The following is a 14,626-nucleotide window of genomic DNA, read 5'->3' on the forward strand; positions in this document are numbered from 1 at the left end:
CGGATTAGGGGTTACCAATCGGTCTGTCATGGGTCAGCGCAGGAATACGCTTGCGCGCTTTAGATACATCATCAACGTCAAAATCAACGAGCGTGACACCGCACGCGGTCCCCGCATCAGCCAGAACCGTGCCCCATGGCGACACCGCGAGCGAGTGACCGTAGGTTGTTCGCGCTCTGCCAGCTTGGGCGTTGTGGGTGCCAGTTTGGGCGGCCGCCAGCACAAAACACCCCGTTTCGATCGCGCGTGCCCGCAGCAGGGTCTCCCAGTGCGCAGCACCAGTGACGGGCGAAAACGCCGACGGCACCAACAGAATATCTGCCCCTGCTTTGGCCAGCATCCGGTGCAAATGGGGGAACCGCAGATCATAACAAATGCTCAGGCCGACTTTGGCGAAACCCGCGTCGGCCAGTACTGCGCGATCACCCCGGGCGTAGCCTGACGATTCGTTGTAGGTTTCGGTCTCACTAACCTGCACATCAAACATATGGATTTTGTCGTAAGTCGCCACGATCTGACCGTTCGGATTGATCAGGAAGGACCTGTTCACAAAACGCCCGTCGGCCCCACCTTTAAGCGCGAGAGATCCGATCGACAGCCAGATACCGTGGTCCTTCGCCACAATTTGCAGCGCAATAAGTGTGGGATCATCGCCTTGATGACACAGAACTTTGGCTTGATGTGCGCGGTCCATACTGACGCAATTAGTTACTTCCGGCGTACAGATAAACGTTGCCCCCAACCCAGCCGCATCCGCGATCATCCCTTGAACAACCATTACGTTCTTTGTCGGATCATCTGACGATGTGAGCTGAAGCAGGGCCGCCTTCACTGTTTTAAAAGCATGTCGAGCTTACCCGCGCGTTCCAGCGCAGACAATTCGTCACTGCCACCAATATGTTTTCCACCGATAAAGATTTGCGGCACCGTCCGACCCCCATTCGCGCGTTGGGTCATTTCGGTGCGTCGCGACGGGTCTGACATAACATCAACTTCGGCAAAGCTGATGCCTTTAGAAGATAGCAACTGCTTGGCGCGGTGGCAGTAGCCACAGATCGTTGTGGTATAGATTTCGACGGTCGCCATTGTGGGTCATCCTTTATTTTTCACCCCTACTTAAGCATTCTTCACGACGCGGGCCAGTGCCAGCACGCAAACGTCATCCGCACCAGCGCCGTAACAGGGCTCAGTTGCGGCGGCGAAGGTGGCACCAGATGTCATAACATCATCAATCAAAAGCACCTTTCGCCCGGCAAGTTGGGCCATGCGTTTCGGGTTCGCTGCAATCGCGCCGCTTAGGGCTTCGAACCGCTGATCGCGGGTGTGACCCTCAAGCGGGGCGGTCTTTTTGGGACGAATTAATGCATCGGAGCAACGTTGCACACCTGCAACAGCGGCCGTTTGACCCGCAAGTAATGCCGCCTGATTGAATTTACGTCTAAGCAACCGGAAGCGGTGAAGCGGCACAGGAACAATCAACGTTTCGGGTGTGATAAGCGGCCCCGCAGCCCGCGCCAGCCAAGGACCGGCTGCGCGCGCCAAATCAGTCCGGTCGCCGTGTTTGAGGGACAAAACCAACCGACGCGCTTTGTCCTTATAGATCATCGCAGCACGGCCCTTGGACCACGGACGCGCAATCACCATGCAGTCGTCACACAAAATGCCAAACTCGGGTTCCCCTTGCCCCGGCAATGGCGACCCGCATTCATCACAACACAGCCCATCAATAAACGGCGTTTCCGCCCAACATCGTCCACACAACGCAAAATCAACCTCGGTGCGGGCTTCGCACATGACGCATTGTGGTGGATAAAGGATTTGGATCAGGCTTTGCATTTTCGCTGGTTTCTCCTACATGGCGAACATGGATATGCCCCCTCGTCTAACTGACCGCGTCGCCCTGCAGCGCAATCGCACCCGCGCTGATGCAATGTTTTTGCAAGCGACAGCCGCTGATGATGTTCATGAAAGACTCATTGAGGTTAACAGAACCTTTACAGCGCCCGCAGTTGTGACGGGTTTCCCAAGCGCTTGGGCCGAATGGATGCCCAGCGCTAGTATCGTGGAAGACAGCGAAACGCTCGATCTTCATGAAGGGTCGCACGACCTGGTCGTCCACGCGCTTTGCCTGCATTGGGCGGACGATCCCATTGGTCAGCTGGTACAATGCCGCCGAGCGCTGAAACCCGATGGCTTGCTGATCGCGACCTTGTTTGCTGGTCAAACCCTGCATGAATTGCGCAGCGTCTTGGCTGAGGCCGAAGTCACGCAAACAGGCGGGCTATCGCCGCGCATCTTACCGATGGGCGAAGTTCGCGATCTTGGTGGGTTGTTGCAACGAGCCGGTTTCGCCCTGCCAGTCGCGGATATGATGCCGCTGACCGTGACCTACGACACCCCCATCCACCTGATGCGCGATCTTCGGGCAATGGGTGAAGGCAATGCGATGGAACAACGCCAACGCATGCCCACACGCCGTAAGATTTTCGCCCAAGCGATGTCGCGCTACGCAGAGACATTCAACATCGACGACGGCCGTATCCCCGCAACATTCGAAATCGTGACGTTAACGGGTTGGGCCCCAGCAGACAGTCAACAACAACCCCTGCGCCCCGGATCTGCGACTCATCGCCTTTCGGATGCGTTGGGGACCCAAGAAACACCGTTTGATCGGTCCAATGATTGACGGTCGTCGTAAAAACAATAAATGAATTTGATGAATAAGCATGATAACGAGGAAGACTAATGTCTGACACCAAATCGATTGATGCTGCGCAGTGTCCAGAACATGCGCCAGCCGACCACCCAAAAATGATGCCTCCAAAAGTTGGCGTTCTGCTGGCGAACCTCGGGACACCTGACGGGACCGACTATTGGTCCATGCGGCGCTACCTTGGTGAATTCCTGAGCGACAAGCGGGTGGTCGATTATTCCGCTTGGGTTTGGCAGCCACTGTTGCAGCTGGTGATCCTGACGAAACGTCCTTTTACCAGTGGGGCTGCCTACAAAAGCATCTGGAACGAAGAAGCCAACGAAAGCCCGCTTTTGACGATCACCAAACAGCAAACCGCTGCGATGAAGGAACAATTGAAAGACGTGTACGGCGATGATGTGATCGTCGATTTTTGCATGCGCTACGGCAACCCGTCGACGGAAGTTAAGGTAAAGGAGATGATCGCGGCCGGGTGCCAAAAGATTCTCTTTTTCCCCCTTTATCCGCATTATGCAGGTGCGACGTCTGCCACCGCCAACGACCAGTTCTTTCGCGTCTTGATGAAAGAGAAATGGCAGCCCATAGCACGTATCGTGGGACCATATTTCGAAGATGACGCCTATATCGATGCACTCGCACAATCTGTTGAGACAGCGTACGCCAAAGCAGACATTAAGCCGGAAGTCTTGGTTTGTTCATATCATGGGGTCCCACAGAGATATCTGCGTGAAGGCGATCCGTACCATTGCCAATGTCAGAAAACGACCCGCCTGCTGAAAGAGCGGCTTGGCTGGGACGACACCAAAATTATCACCACATTCCAAAGCCGATTCGGTCCTGAAAAATGGCTTCAACCCTACACGGTCGAAGAAGTCGCGCGATTGGCAGAAAAGGGTAAGACCAACATTGCAGTCTGTGCGCCTGCGTTTTCCGCCGACTGCATCGAAACACTGGAAGAAATCAACGAAGAGATCAAAGAGAGCTTCGAGCACGCGGGTGGCGAACACTTTACGTATATCGCGTGTCTCAACGATAGCCCTGCGCACATTGATGCGTTGTCAGGTATCGTTCAGCGGAATTTGCAGGGCTGGCTCGACTAAGTCGAGGCGCCCAACAGAACTGAGCCCCAAAATGAAAAGGCCGCTCCCAAAGGAGCGGCCTTTTAAATAATAACTGTCGATGCAGACTTAGTCAGCAGACACAGCAACAGCAATCAATGCAATCAAGATCAGTGGAATGATCAGGCCTGCGGACGAAGAAGAAGCAGTTTCTTCCATAACAACAACAGGTGCCATTTCCATGATTGGCTCGGAAATGTTTCCGGCGAAAGCAGTAGAAGCGGCGCCAGCGAATGCAGCAGCAAGTGCGAATTTTTTCATTTTATTTCTCCAAGTTATTGCCCACGGCAAATAAAGTGAGGTGTAAGCCATGGGCACCCAAGACATCCCTCTATATTGGGAGATCATGAAAACCAGCCTATTGCAAAGATATAAGTAGGTCACGTTCCACAAGTTCGCCGCAATGTCGTCAAATCGGCAACACTTGTGTGCCAACATCGGTCATCCCGAACAGTTCAGAAATGTGCTCATTACAAAGGCCGATGCGGAGGTTTGATGACGTTCGACCAATTTTGCGCGTGTCGTGCGTGCCATGGATGCGATAGTGGGTCCAAGACAGGCTTTGTTACACAAATCGGCTTGACGTCAGTCTTCCCCTTACGCCTGACAGATTCAGCCTAAAGCCTCGGTTCGGGGTATCCCAAGGGCGGTGAAGCAATTTAGGATTTCGGCACAGATTTGGATCTGCGCAACCTACCGGTCGAAGTCTCGCGCCGAAAGGCGACGACCAAGCAATTTGACACAGTTCATTCACTGCCCGCCTCTCATCGCCGCAAGCGGCGACTACCGCGCAGTGGACTGCTTCGTTTCGCGCCCTCGCACCGGGCGTGGCCGCTGCCCGCAGGGTATGCGAAGCATGCACGAGAGAGCGCAATGCCGCTGCTCGTTGCCTCAATTGCGCGTATTTCAAGTGCTTCCCTTTCGATACCTATTTGTATTTTGCGCCCCCCTTTCGGGACATTGCTGCGCAATACCCTGCCGGGCAGTGGAAGGCATTGCATCCCACACCATCTCTGCGTTGAACCAGATCAAAAGGCACCCTCGACGCGTCAGAGAAAGGTCATAGTTCGACCAATTCTTGGTCTTTTAACTCGTTGGTGTCCGGCTACTCATGGCACTCTGGATTCACAACATGAATCCCCTCAGGCGATTTGTGCAACAACACCTTCAAGACAGACAAAGTACATGCGTCCCAAACGGATTGTCTGGGCTGAGGCCAATAAATTCAGGCCATTCGGGGTCTCTTTCCAGCATTCATGGTGTCAGACGCCAGATTGGTCGTTCGACCATACGGACGACTTCTTTGCGACCTGTTTGGGTTAAATCTGCACTTAGTGGCGCCGATGTTGGGTAGAGTGTGTAGTCCGTTTGGCCTGAATTCCAGAAGTGCAGCGCCCGAGATTGGAAATCCACAAGGATCTCGCCAACGTTGATGGTGCTAAAGTGTGGCTGCCAGTCAAGTGTCCGTAAACTCCACACATCCGGCTAATCGTCTATGAAATGTCATTCTCAATATCCGTCGTATTCTCGGTCTGTGCGACAGCAGCCGTGCCAACGGCGGCTACCGATGTCACTCAGAAGCCCCGTCGGTTGAACGTGCGAACGGTTTGTTTTTCATGGGTCGATCCCCCATACATTTTCATACAGTTACGTGCATGATATGATGCATTTATCGCGCTCAGCAATCAAACTGACCCTATTTGGGCCGCTTCAAGCCGATGTGGGTTTGAAACGCGACGTCCGAGCGGGTAAAGCAAAAGAAATCGATAAAGGTGCTAATATGCTTCGCCGTTCATTTATTCTTGGCTCTTTGGCTTTTGGTCTGGCTGCTTGTGGTGGTGCCCAGCTGGCGACAATCGGCCCTGACGGGCTTCCGCTGGCACAGGTCTATCGAATCGGGCCGCAAGACGCTGATGACATCCAGTTCCGTATGTTGGACGGGCTAAACGCGCTACGCGGCGCCGCTGGTGCCCCGACAGTACAGTTAAACGCACAGCTGAACGCAGCCGCAGCAACGCATTCCCGCGATATGTCGGTACAAAATCGTCCTTGGCACTTTGGATCTGATGGATCGTCCCCGATCGATCGCCTGCGGCGTGTCGGCTACAACGGATCATTGACCGGGGAGACCATTTCCGAAACCTATGAGACCGAAATTGAAACGCTTGGCGCTTGGATGCGCGAGCCCAACACGCGAGCTGTTCTACTGGATAACAATGCCACAGAAATGGGCATTGCGTGGTTTCAGGAAGGAAACGGAAAAATTTGGTGGACGTTGGTTCTGGCCAACGCAAACCGGCGCGGGACCATCGCGCAGGAAAATCCAGTTCCCTTGCAATAACGCCTAGGCATACAAGAAAATCGGCGTTCCAACATTTACCATCGCATAGATGTCTTCCATCTCGCGGTCCGTCACCGCCAAACAACCCGCCGTCCAATCATCGCGATTAAGCGATAGGCGGGGTGTGCCGTGAATAAAGATGTCACCGCCAGGTGATTTACCCATGGCACGGGCGCGGGCGCGGTCGGCGTCGTTCGGGTACGAAATACCTATGGACAGATAGAACCTGCTGTTCGGATTTTTTCGGTCAATATAATACGCACCTTCCGGTGTACGCCCATCGCCTTCGGTTTTTTTATGACCAGTGGGGGCGAAGCCAAGCTCGAATTCATACTGCTCAAGCACCTTGTTATTGTGCAATAAGAACATTTTTCGGCGTCCCTTTTGAACCACGACACTAGTGACCGCAGGTCCGTTATAAACGCGGAATTTGTTTGAACAGGCCGTCAGGGCAAAAAGTGCCGCAGCGCTGGTAAATGTTCTTCGGTTCATCATTAAAACTGCCCCTCACGGTCTTTCGCCCAACTTAACGTTTTGAACGCGTGATTAACGCAAGTCTGACGAGTTTCATAGAAATTATAGCGGGCGCGCCGTCACGACCGAGTGAACGACCCCACGAGTTCGACGTGTGGCGACCAGCGGAACTGATCAACGATATCGATCCAATTGAGCGTGAACCCCGCCGCTATCAGCGCCGCCGCATCGCGCGAAAACGTCACAGGATTACACGACACCATTGCAACGTCACGCACCTTTGAGGCGCAAAGCGTCGCGATCTGCGCATCGGCACCGGCGCGTGGTGGGTCGAGAACAGCAAGATCGAAGCGGTTCAACTCATCCGGTTCCAGCGGACGGCGATACAGATCGCGCGTTTCGGTTGTCACCGTCTTGAGGCCTTTGGCATGACGCCAACCACGATCAAGCGCTTCCAACATGTCGGAGCTGCTTTCGACGGCATGAACCTCAGCCATTTGTGCCAACGCCAAGGTAATAGTGCCCGCACCTGAAAACAGATCAACGCAGCGTTTCGCCCCTGATGCAGTCTCTAAAACCGCGGAAACGAGCGATTTTTCACCTTCACGCGTTGCTTGCAGGAATGCGCCGGCAGGCGGTGCGACACGGGTGTTGCCGAATTCCTGATCCGGCGATTTACGGGTTACGACAACTTCGTCGTTCCACGCCAACCGCGCCAGATCATGCGCTTCAGCCAATGCCGCCAATTCGATCCGAAGTTGTCCGGTCAATTCGCGATCAGTCTCAACCATAACATCCAGCCCACCAAGACTATCAGTAACGGTCAGGTTCACCTCAGACTTGCGAGACGCCGCGACAACGGTCAGCGCCTCAAGTGCCGGAAATCCAGCGCAGATCGCTGGCAGCAACAGCTGGCAGTCGGGAATATCAATCAAAGCGTCCGAGGCTTTCGCATGAAAACCAACCATCGCGCCCTTCTTCGTACGCCGTCCCGACAGACGCGCACGTCTGCGGCTTTGCGCCGGTGACGTACGCATCGTACGGAATGGGAACGGCAGATCACGGGCCGTCATCGCGCGTTCAACGATCTTTGTCTTCCACGCGGCAACAAAATCTTCTGACGCATGTTGCATCGCACAGCCACCACAGCTTTTGAAATGACGGCAAGGTGGTTTTACGCGATCAGCAACTGGCGTGATGATACGCGCGGTTCCGTCTGGCAGCGGCTCAACCTCCTCACCGGGCAAAACCCGTTCCAGATGTGTACCGTCCACCAATTGACCAAGCCCCGCTTGATTAAGCCGTTCTATAATCTGACCCATTTATTCCGCCGCATCTTTCGTACTGTCGAACCCACCAGACTGGCGATTCCAATATCGTGCATAAGTACCTGCACGTCGCAACAGATCCTCATGCGTCCCTTGTTCCACAATGCGACCTTCTTCCAGCACAATAATGCGGTCCATACCAGAAATCGTCGAAAGACGGTGGGCAATTGCCACAACTGTCTTGCCATCCATGGCGCGGTCCAGCGCAATCTGGATCGCAGCCTCAACTTCGCTATCGAGCGCAGATGTTGCTTCGTCCAGCACCAAAATCGGCGCGTCCTTTAACATGGCACGGGCCAGTGCAATTCGTTGACGCTGACCACCCGACAATTTCACGCCGCGTTCGCCCAAATGCGCATTATATCCCGCACGACCCATATTGTCGCGAAGATCGCCGATGAAATCATGCGCTTCCGCCTTACGAGCAGCAGCAATCATCTGCGCATCTGTCGCATCCGGACGCCCATAGTTTATGTTATCGCGGGCTGATCGGTTGAACATTGCTGTTTCCTGCGTGACCATTCCGATGGCGGCGCGCAGACTGTCTTGCGTCACGCCGCGCACGGCTTGCCCATCGATCAACACGTCACCATCTTCGGGATCGTAAAGTCGCAGCAGCAGCGCCACGAGCGTGGATTTACCAGCACCCGACGCCCCGACAATGCCAAGCTTTTCACCCGCCTTAATCGTCAGATTGATGCCGCCGATTCCTCCAGTTGCACCGCCGTACTGAAACGACACATCGCGAAATTCGATCTCAGCCGTCGCTACATTGATCGGCTTTGCATCTACATTGTCGGTCAATTGATGCGGCGGGGTCAGGGTCTTCATGCCATCCTCAACCTCACCAATATGGCTAAACACCGCCATCAATACAAAACTTACCCAGCCAGTCATCTGGCTAAGCCGGATAGACACAGCCCCGATAGCCGCCAGATCGCCAGGTGTGACGCCAGCATCGCGCCACGATAGCCCGAAACCCACCATCGCAAGCGGTAGAATCCCTGCGAGCGTGATAAGGCCAAAGCGGAACAGCGTCGCGACCTCTCCGTATGCCAGCGCCCGATCACGCAGGTCTTGCATCGCGTTCTGGGCGGCGTCGGATTCATTCAGCGTACCCGCGAACAATTTAACCGTTTTGATATTGGTGATCGTATCGACAACCTGCCCAGTCAGCATCGCCGCCGCACCTGCCCGTGCCTTTGATCGTGACCGTATGCGGGGCAGGAAAACCCAAAGAAAGACAACGTAACTCAGGAACCAGAACGCCAAAACGATCAGCAGGCGGGCGTCAATTGTGATGATGAGAATCGCGGTGCCAATCACGGTCGCCAGCGCAAACAAAACCGCGTTCACAGTTTCAATTACCGTTTCGGTAATAGACCGCGCCACCTGCATTTGCTTTTGCGCAATACGTCCTGCGAAATCGTTGTCAAAAAATGTGACCGCCTGCCCCAATGTCCAGCGATGCAAACGCCCCACAACGAGCGTGAACAAGTTCGGGCCAACAACGACGGACTGAAACGACGCGGACAATCCAAACAGTGTTGGTCGCAAAATCATCAACAACAAGACGGCGCCAATCAGCAGCCCAGCGCTGTCGACGATGGGTTGTGACGACGCCGCGATGTCCACAACTCGCCCCAGCAGGAACATCGCCAAAACTTCGGTCGCCCCCGCCAATGCAGATATGAATGCAGCCAATCCGATAACACGCCATGCGCCAGACAGCGCCCAGTTGAAAAACCGCGCGAGGGTATCTGGCGGCGGACCATCGGCCTCCATCCGGCTGTCGATCAGGTTGCCAAGCCGCTCGATCATCTGTTGATACCACGTGGCAATCATTCCGCGGCCGCGACGTCTGTGCCGATAAAGCCACCAGATTGACGCGCCCAAAAGCCAGCATATTGCCCATTCAGAACAAGCAACGCCGCGTGCGTGCCTTCTTCAACGACTTTGCCATCGTCCATCACGACAATACGATCCATCTGCGAAATCGTCGATAAGCGGTGCGCGATTGCAATGACAGTTTTGCCGTCCATTAGGCCCGACAATGTTTTTTGGATCGTGGCCTCAACCTCTGAATCCAGCGCTGATGTTGCTTCGTCCAGCAACAGGATCGGCGCGTCTTTCAGGATCACCCGTGCCAGTGTGATGCGTTGGCGCTGACCGCCTGACAGTTTCACACCGCGTTCACCGACTTGCGCATCAAAGCCCTTGCGACCCTGACCATCTTCAAGGTCCAGAATAAAATCATAGGCTTCGGCTTGTTTCGCCGCTGCGATCACCTGCACGTCAGACGCGCTCGGATTGCCATACAGAATGTTGTCACGCACAGATCGGTGCAAGAGGGAGCTTTCCTGCTGAACCATCCCAATCGCTTGCCGCAAGGAATCCTGACTGACGCCTGCGATGTCTTGACCGTCAACCAAAATGCGCCCAGATTCCGCATCATAAAATCGCAATAGTAACTTCACGAGCGTTGACTTACCCGCGCCAGACCGCCCGACCAAGCCGATCTTTTCACCCGGTGCAATCGTCAACGAAAGCTGGTCAATCCCACCGGATGTGCGCCCGTAATGATGGCTCAGAGATTCGATTTCCAAACTGCCACCCGTGACCTGCAATGGCTTGGCGCCAGTCGCATCGGTCAACGTGATGGGCTGGGCAATCGTTTCCATACCTTCGGAAATAACCCCAAGGTTCTGGAACAGGCTCGTCACCGCCCACATGATCCAACCCGTCATTGAGTTGAGCCGCAAGGTAAGTGCCGCAGCCGTCGCAACGATACCCGCCGTCGCCAAGCCGCCGGACCATAACCACAGCGCCCATCCGACAACCGAAACAATCAAGACACCATTTAGCAGGACAAGCGATACGTCCATAATTGAAAACAGCCGCATTTCGCGTTGCAGGGCTGAGCGCGTGTTTTCAATCGCCTCGCGTGCATAGTTGATTTCACGATCATGGTGCGCAAACATTTTGACGGAATGGATGTTGGTATAACTGTCCACAACACGACCCGTGACCTCAGATCGTGCATCAGATGATGCCTTAGCTGCTGGGCCCACACGCCGAACTGTCCAACGCATCAAGACGATATAAAGCGCGAACCAAATCAACAGTGGCAGCAACAACCGCGGGTCAGCGCCCACCAACAAGACACCGGCACCAATGATATATGCGAGCGAGAATGTCACCGCATCAAACACTTGAAACGCAACCTCTCCGGCTGCGGGGGGTGTCTGCATAATGCGGTTGGCGATGCGACCAGCAAAGTCATTTTCAAACCAGCCGACAGACTGACGCAACACGTGGCGATGTGCACGCCAGCGCACGATGGTCCCAAAGTTCGGGATGATGGATTGGTTCAACAAGGCCACATCGACGATCTGCAACAGTGGGCGCAACGTCAGCAGAAACACCGCCACAAAGAAGAATTCCCATCCATGGTCGGTCCAAACGGTGCCTTCCGAGCCCGGTGCGATGTGATCGATAAGACGACCCATGTAGGCGATCAGCCAAATCTCGACGGTTGCGACGACGACGGACATGATTCCAGCGGCCCAGAACACCCGTTTAAAAGGACGCACGTAGGTCAACAGGAACGGCCAAAGACGCGTTGGGGGAACGTCGTCCTCGGCGTACGCCTCATAGGGGTCGACAAGATTTTCAAAGAAGCGGAACACGGCAATGTCCTTTCTCTAGCCGATATAGACCGGATTAGGTCATAGGAAAACCAGCCCTGAAAATATCACCAACGCAATAGCCATGAAACGCATAAAAATCTGCCACTTCGACGCATCCGCAAGAAGTGTTTTTAGCATGCTACCTGCATAAGTCCAAAACAGGCAAACGCAAAGGTTGGTGGCCGAGAACGTAACGGCGAGGGTGGTCGCCTGCGCCATCGGTGACAGGGCTGCGATCATCGCGGACGCAGATGTCGCAACGACCCATATTTTCGGGTTTACCCATTGGAACAAGATCGCCTGAATAAACGTAAAGGGGCGGTCGGTGTCGCCGGCTTGCACAGGTTGTGCATGCCACAGTCTCCACGCCATCCAAAGGGCATCGTCAAGTTTTCGGCGATCTTCGCAACGATAGCCCGGACGCCGGATCTCAAGCAGCCTTCAGCACTCGCGTGATGTCGTCCCAGATCCAATGGGCGTCGGCTCTGGACTGACGGTAGCAAGCGGCTGAAAGCGTGTGGCGGCGGTGGCGGAAGACATTTTGGATTTGATCGTGGACGGAGAGAAATTGTTGCGCTTGGCGGGGTGATTTGAACCGACCCATGCATTTTTCTCGCCGCCGGGTCGGCCTGTGCGACCCTTCGGATCGATTGTTGAGTCTCTTATGGCTTCGGTGCTCGATGCCTAGAGCGAGGTCCTTTAGTGCGGCCCCGTAGCTTCGGAGTTTGTCCGTCACAACGACCCGTGGCGCGCCAAATGTTTTGAATAGCTTGCGGAAAAACCGATCCGCGGCCCGTTTATTTCGCCGAGACTGGACGAGGATGTCCAGCACATCGCCGTTGCTGTCGACAGCGCGCCATAGCCAATACTTCTTGCCGTTTATCGGAAGGACAACTTCGTCCATGTGCCATTTGTCCGCCACTTTGGGTCGATCTCGGCGGATCACCTTGGCATATTGTGATCCGAATTTCGCTACCCAAGCGCGGATGGTCTCGTGGCTGACTATAATCCCGCGTGCTGCCAGCAAGTCCTCGACATCGCGCAAACTCATGGGAAATCGGTGATAGGCCCAGACGGCGTATGCGATGATCTCAGGAGAAAAACGATGGCCTAAGAAGGCGCCAGATTGCTTGGGCTTGGTCATACGAATGCATACCCCGAAGGGAAATACCCCGCAACTTGACGATCCCCCGAACGGTGTCCCAAGTCGCATTGCCATCGACAAGAGCGGCGCCAATTTGGTTGGCCTCCAAAGTCTAAACGTCATCCTCAAATTCACGGGAGTTGGCCAGTTGATAGGTATCGTTCAGTCCAAATACCTCAATAATATAGTTGAGCAGGACCACCGTTTTATCAAGCGGATCACACGTCCTATGCTCGGCTTCAAGGCGTTCCATTCCGTAACCGCAACGTTAGCTGAGATCGAAACCGCGCATATGATCCGCAAAGGCCAGCTTGGCCAAGCTGGGGTCTCACCATTCACGCAGTTTGCCACCCTCGCTGCATAATTGTGTTCAATGAAGACCGTCCTTCAGCCAAGCTGAAACTTTGCGACAGAACCGCTCGTCGCGCCGCATCCAGATGGAATTCCCTGAGTTGCGCAAGCGCTACTGGGGCAGGCGGTTTTGGGCACGCGGATATTTCTCAACCATCTCTGGAAATGTGACTGACGACATCATCACGCAGTATCTGGAATTGCATTCCTCTAAATGATGCTACCGGCGTCAGCCGGTAGTCCTTCACTTACAAAAGCTTAATGTAACCCCCACTACAAATTACTATCGATCCACTTTGACATCATTCCACGGTCCCGAAAGCACTCATGCGGGATATCACGCCGTTTGATGCGAGCGATCCTTTCTGCAAAGCCGACTTGCTTGGACGACGGGTAGTTCGAGAACCGCGTGACTGGCACTGCAGACTTATGTGTGTCGATCCAGCGCGAAATCCGTTGGCGATCCGCCAATGCATCATCCGGCAGATCAATGTTTGAACGTTTTGCGATCTGCTGAGCAAAAAGGATCTGTTTTTCTGTCGCAGGCAGAACATGGTAGTCATGGCTACCTGCTGCGGTATCGGATTCTTCCAAATGTAATTGCTGCATTGTCATGCTCCTCGGTCGTGTGGAGTCTAATATGGAACATAATCGGAACAAAAGCAAGTATAGCATGGCTGATTACGCAGACCACCATATGTAGTGCCACTTATCGCTGAGGGCATCATGGACAGGGCCAAGAAAGATGCCTTAGTGCGACCAGAGACGTAGTTTGTTCGGCAGGTCGGGGTTAAAAACCCTGCATGAGCATGTCGACAGCAATCGTGATCTTTTCAAATTCCTCATCGAGCTTCCAAATTGGAGATTTAAGAATTCCGATCGGAACAGCAGCCAGGAATTGAGTGACCATGACGACGGATCGGCCATCAATCTCGAACGTTGGATTAAGCCTCGTCGCAGCCTTCGGAGCACTAGACTGCGGCAAGAGCGGCACAACGACCCGCGTATTAAGATCGCTCAGAAGATCGGTTTGCACGTCCAAGATGAAGCCATCACCGGATGGATTGGGAAACACGTCATATTTGGCCATCAGAACTGGCGGAAACTGTCGAGCGGCAAACCGTGCTTCTCTACGTAGATGTTGGAGCTCCTGAGCGCGGCAGCATTTGTAGCTTTCCACTGCTCCGCTTTGACGGCTAGAACAGCAACTCGAACCCCCTCTTCTGCCGCTCGCGACAGATTCACCTTCAGCTGCTTGGCTTCAATGAGCAAAGCGACATCGAGCGACAAGTTCGTAGGCTTTCGGGGTTGAGCATTCATGGGCAGGTCTCCTTTAAACAGGATATCACTCAGAAACATGCACGTCAATCATGCGCATATATATTGTGTCGCAACCAAGTTGAACTGTCCGAGGTTGTGCAAAGTAGAAATGTCCCACTTTCGGTGTCGTTAGCTTGGCTGGGCAGGG

General features: G+C 54.3%; 16 protein-coding genes and 4 pseudogenes. 5 read left to right on the plus strand and 15 right to left on the minus strand.

The annotated features are described in order from the left end of the window. Positions 1 to 4 precede the first annotated feature (4 nt). From OAN307_RS23575 to OAN307_RS23585, 3 genes are read right to left on the minus strand one after another with little or no spacing between them, the layout of a single operon-like run. A complete protein-coding gene (locus OAN307_RS23575) occupies positions 5 to 832 on the minus strand; it encodes a carbon-nitrogen hydrolase family protein (protein ID WP_044044323.1) in 828 nt (275 codons plus the stop codon). Next, positions 829 to 1,086, minus strand: coding sequence for a glutaredoxin 3 (gene grxC / locus OAN307_RS23580; protein ID WP_015501913.1), 258 nt, complete (start codon positions 1,084 to 1,086; stop codon positions 829 to 831). The genes OAN307_RS23575 and grxC overlap by 4 nt, the downstream gene beginning before the upstream one ends. Positions 1,087 to 1,116: 30 nt before the next feature. Next, on the minus strand, positions 1,117 to 1,836 hold the full coding sequence (locus OAN307_RS23585) for a ComF family protein (protein ID WP_015501914.1): 720 nt from the start codon (positions 1,834 to 1,836) through the stop codon (positions 1,117 to 1,119). A 28-nt stretch (positions 1,837 to 1,864) separates the two neighbouring features. On the opposite strand from OAN307_RS23585, the gene OAN307_RS23590 reads away from it, so the two are divergent. Both OAN307_RS23590 and hemH read left to right on the plus strand, forming a co-directional pair. After that, complete coding sequence (locus tag OAN307_RS23590) at positions 1,865 to 2,686, plus strand: methyltransferase domain-containing protein (protein ID WP_044045139.1); 822 nt, start codon at positions 1,865 to 1,867, stop codon at positions 2,684 to 2,686. Positions 2,687 to 2,745: 59 nt separating this feature from the next. Next, on the plus strand, positions 2,746 to 3,813 hold the full coding sequence (hemH, locus tag OAN307_RS23595) for a ferrochelatase (RefSeq protein WP_015501916.1): 1,068 nt from the start codon (positions 2,746 to 2,748) through the stop codon (positions 3,811 to 3,813). 87 nt (positions 3,814 to 3,900) lie between these two features. Here hemH and OAN307_RS23600 read toward each other — a convergent pair whose 3' ends face one another. The 3 genes and pseudogenes from OAN307_RS23600 to OAN307_RS28610 form a co-directional block, all read right to left on the minus strand. After that, positions 3,901 to 4,092, minus strand: coding sequence for a hypothetical protein (locus OAN307_RS23600; protein WP_044044324.1), 192 nt, complete (start codon positions 4,090 to 4,092; stop codon positions 3,901 to 3,903). Between the two features lie 148 nt (positions 4,093 to 4,240). Then, positions 4,241 to 4,390: pseudogene (locus OAN307_RS30560) on the minus strand (L,D-transpeptidase); the annotation flags it as partial. 53 nt (positions 4,391 to 4,443) lie between these two features. Further along, positions 4,444 to 4,581: pseudogene (locus tag OAN307_RS28610) on the minus strand (IS5/IS1182 family transposase); the annotation flags it as partial. Positions 4,582 to 5,611: 1,030 nt separating this feature from the next. Here OAN307_RS28610 and dalA point away from each other — a divergent pair. Then, the gene (dalA, locus tag OAN307_RS23605) at positions 5,612 to 6,172 is read left to right on the plus strand and encodes a divisome-associated lipoprotein DalA (RefSeq protein WP_044045140.1); all 561 of its coding nucleotides are present in this window, start codon (positions 5,612 to 5,614) and stop codon (positions 6,170 to 6,172) included. 3 nt (positions 6,173 to 6,175) lie between these two features. Here dalA and OAN307_RS23610 read toward each other — a convergent pair whose 3' ends face one another. From OAN307_RS23610 to OAN307_RS23635, 6 genes are all read right to left on the minus strand, one after another. Next, positions 6,176 to 6,667, minus strand: a complete 492-nt coding sequence (locus OAN307_RS23610) for a L,D-transpeptidase family protein (protein WP_015501920.1) — start codon at positions 6,665 to 6,667, stop codon at positions 6,176 to 6,178. A gap of 98 nt (positions 6,668 to 6,765) precedes the next feature. Further along, positions 6,766 to 7,968 carry a class I SAM-dependent RNA methyltransferase gene (locus tag OAN307_RS23615; RefSeq protein WP_015501921.1) on the minus strand — a complete coding sequence of 401 codons (1,203 nt, stop codon included), beginning with the start codon at positions 7,966 to 7,968 and terminating at the stop codon, positions 6,766 to 6,768. After that, positions 7,969 to 9,819: an ABC transporter ATP-binding protein gene (locus OAN307_RS23620; RefSeq protein ID WP_144055679.1), complete on the minus strand. Its 1,851-nt coding sequence runs from the start codon at positions 9,817 to 9,819 to the stop codon at positions 7,969 to 7,971. Beyond that, positions 9,816 to 11,663 carry an ABC transporter ATP-binding protein gene (locus tag OAN307_RS23625; RefSeq protein WP_015501923.1) on the minus strand — a complete coding sequence of 616 codons (1,848 nt, stop codon included), beginning with the start codon at positions 11,661 to 11,663 and terminating at the stop codon, positions 9,816 to 9,818. Before OAN307_RS23625 ends, OAN307_RS23620 begins: the two co-directional genes overlap by 4 nt. A gap of 39 nt (positions 11,664 to 11,702) precedes the next feature. Beyond that, positions 11,703 to 12,035, minus strand: coding sequence for a hypothetical protein (locus OAN307_RS23630; protein WP_187292524.1), 333 nt, complete (start codon positions 12,033 to 12,035; stop codon positions 11,703 to 11,705). Positions 12,036 to 12,093: 58 nt separating this feature from the next. Continuing rightward, the gene (locus tag OAN307_RS23635) at positions 12,094 to 12,807 is read right to left on the minus strand and encodes an IS6 family transposase (RefSeq protein WP_015501924.1); all 714 of its coding nucleotides are present in this window, start codon (positions 12,805 to 12,807) and stop codon (positions 12,094 to 12,096) included. A 49-nt stretch (positions 12,808 to 12,856) separates the two neighbouring features. On the opposite strand from OAN307_RS23635, the pseudogene OAN307_RS23640 reads away from it, so the two are divergent. After that, positions 12,857 to 13,171, plus strand: a pseudogene (locus OAN307_RS23640) (DDE-type integrase/transposase/recombinase); the annotation flags it as partial. Between the two features lie 49 nt (positions 13,172 to 13,220). Continuing rightward, a pseudogene (locus OAN307_RS23645) lies at positions 13,221 to 13,398 on the plus strand (transposase); the annotation flags it as partial. 33 nt (positions 13,399 to 13,431) lie between these two features. Here the strand turns inward: OAN307_RS23645 and OAN307_RS23650 are convergent. From OAN307_RS23650 to OAN307_RS23660, 3 genes are all read right to left on the minus strand, one after another. Beyond that, a complete protein-coding gene (locus tag OAN307_RS23650; RefSeq protein WP_015501925.1) occupies positions 13,432 to 13,767 on the minus strand; it encodes a hypothetical protein in 336 nt (111 codons plus the stop codon). A 181-nt stretch (positions 13,768 to 13,948) separates the two neighbouring features. Then, the gene (locus OAN307_RS23655) at positions 13,949 to 14,248 is read right to left on the minus strand and encodes a CcdB family protein (protein ID WP_044044325.1); all 300 of its coding nucleotides are present in this window, start codon (positions 14,246 to 14,248) and stop codon (positions 13,949 to 13,951) included. Then, positions 14,248 to 14,517: a type II toxin-antitoxin system CcdA family antitoxin gene (locus OAN307_RS23660; RefSeq protein ID WP_245540942.1), complete on the minus strand. Its 270-nt coding sequence runs from the start codon at positions 14,515 to 14,517 to the stop codon at positions 14,248 to 14,250. The genes OAN307_RS23655 and OAN307_RS23660 overlap by 1 nt, the downstream gene beginning before the upstream one ends. Positions 14,518 to 14,626 lie beyond the last annotated feature (109 nt).

The organism is Octadecabacter antarcticus 307, assembly GCF_000155675.2.
GTDB lineage: Bacteria > Pseudomonadota > Alphaproteobacteria > Rhodobacterales > Rhodobacteraceae > Octadecabacter > Octadecabacter antarcticus.

What these genes read in the sequence shown, in the direction of transcription:
- grxC (WP_015501913.1), bottom strand. Translation starts at nt 1,086, where the DNA reads ATGGCGACCGTCGAAATCTATACCACAACGATCTGTGGCTACTGCCAC.
- OAN307_RS23585 (WP_015501914.1), bottom strand. Translation starts at nt 1,836, where the DNA reads ATGCAAAGCCTGATCCAAATCCTTTATCCACCACAATGCGTCATGTGC.
- OAN307_RS23590 (WP_044045139.1), top strand. Translation starts at nt 1,865, where the DNA reads ATGGATATGCCCCCTCGTCTAACTGACCGCGTCGCCCTGCAGCGCAAT.
- hemH (WP_015501916.1), top strand. Translation starts at nt 2,746, where the DNA reads ATGTCTGACACCAAATCGATTGATGCTGCGCAGTGTCCAGAACATGCG.
- OAN307_RS23600 (WP_044044324.1), bottom strand. Translation starts at nt 4,092, where the DNA reads ATGAAAAAATTCGCACTTGCTGCTGCATTCGCTGGCGCCGCTTCTACT.
- dalA (WP_044045140.1), top strand. Translation starts at nt 5,612, where the DNA reads ATGCTTCGCCGTTCATTTATTCTTGGCTCTTTGGCTTTTGGTCTGGCT.
- OAN307_RS23610 (WP_015501920.1), bottom strand. Translation starts at nt 6,667, where the DNA reads ATGATGAACCGAAGAACATTTACCAGCGCTGCGGCACTTTTTGCCCTG.
- OAN307_RS23615 (WP_015501921.1), bottom strand. Translation starts at nt 7,968, where the DNA reads ATGGGTCAGATTATAGAACGGCTTAATCAAGCGGGGCTTGGTCAATTG.
- OAN307_RS23620 (WP_144055679.1), bottom strand. Translation starts at nt 9,819, where the DNA reads ATGATTGCCACGTGGTATCAACAGATGATCGAGCGGCTTGGCAACCTG.
- OAN307_RS23630 (WP_187292524.1), bottom strand. Translation starts at nt 12,035, where the DNA reads ATGGCGTGGAGACTGTGGCATGCACAACCTGTGCAAGCCGGCGACACC.
- OAN307_RS23635 (WP_015501924.1), bottom strand. Translation starts at nt 12,807, where the DNA reads ATGACCAAGCCCAAGCAATCTGGCGCCTTCTTAGGCCATCGTTTTTCT.
- OAN307_RS23650 (WP_015501925.1), bottom strand. Translation starts at nt 13,767, where the DNA reads ATGCAGCAATTACATTTGGAAGAATCCGATACCGCAGCAGGTAGCCAT.
- OAN307_RS23655 (WP_044044325.1), bottom strand. Translation starts at nt 14,248, where the DNA reads ATGGCCAAATATGACGTGTTTCCCAATCCATCCGGTGATGGCTTCATC.
- OAN307_RS23660 (WP_245540942.1), bottom strand. Translation starts at nt 14,517, where the DNA reads ATGTTTCTGAGTGATATCCTGTTTAAAGGAGACCTGCCCATGAATGCT.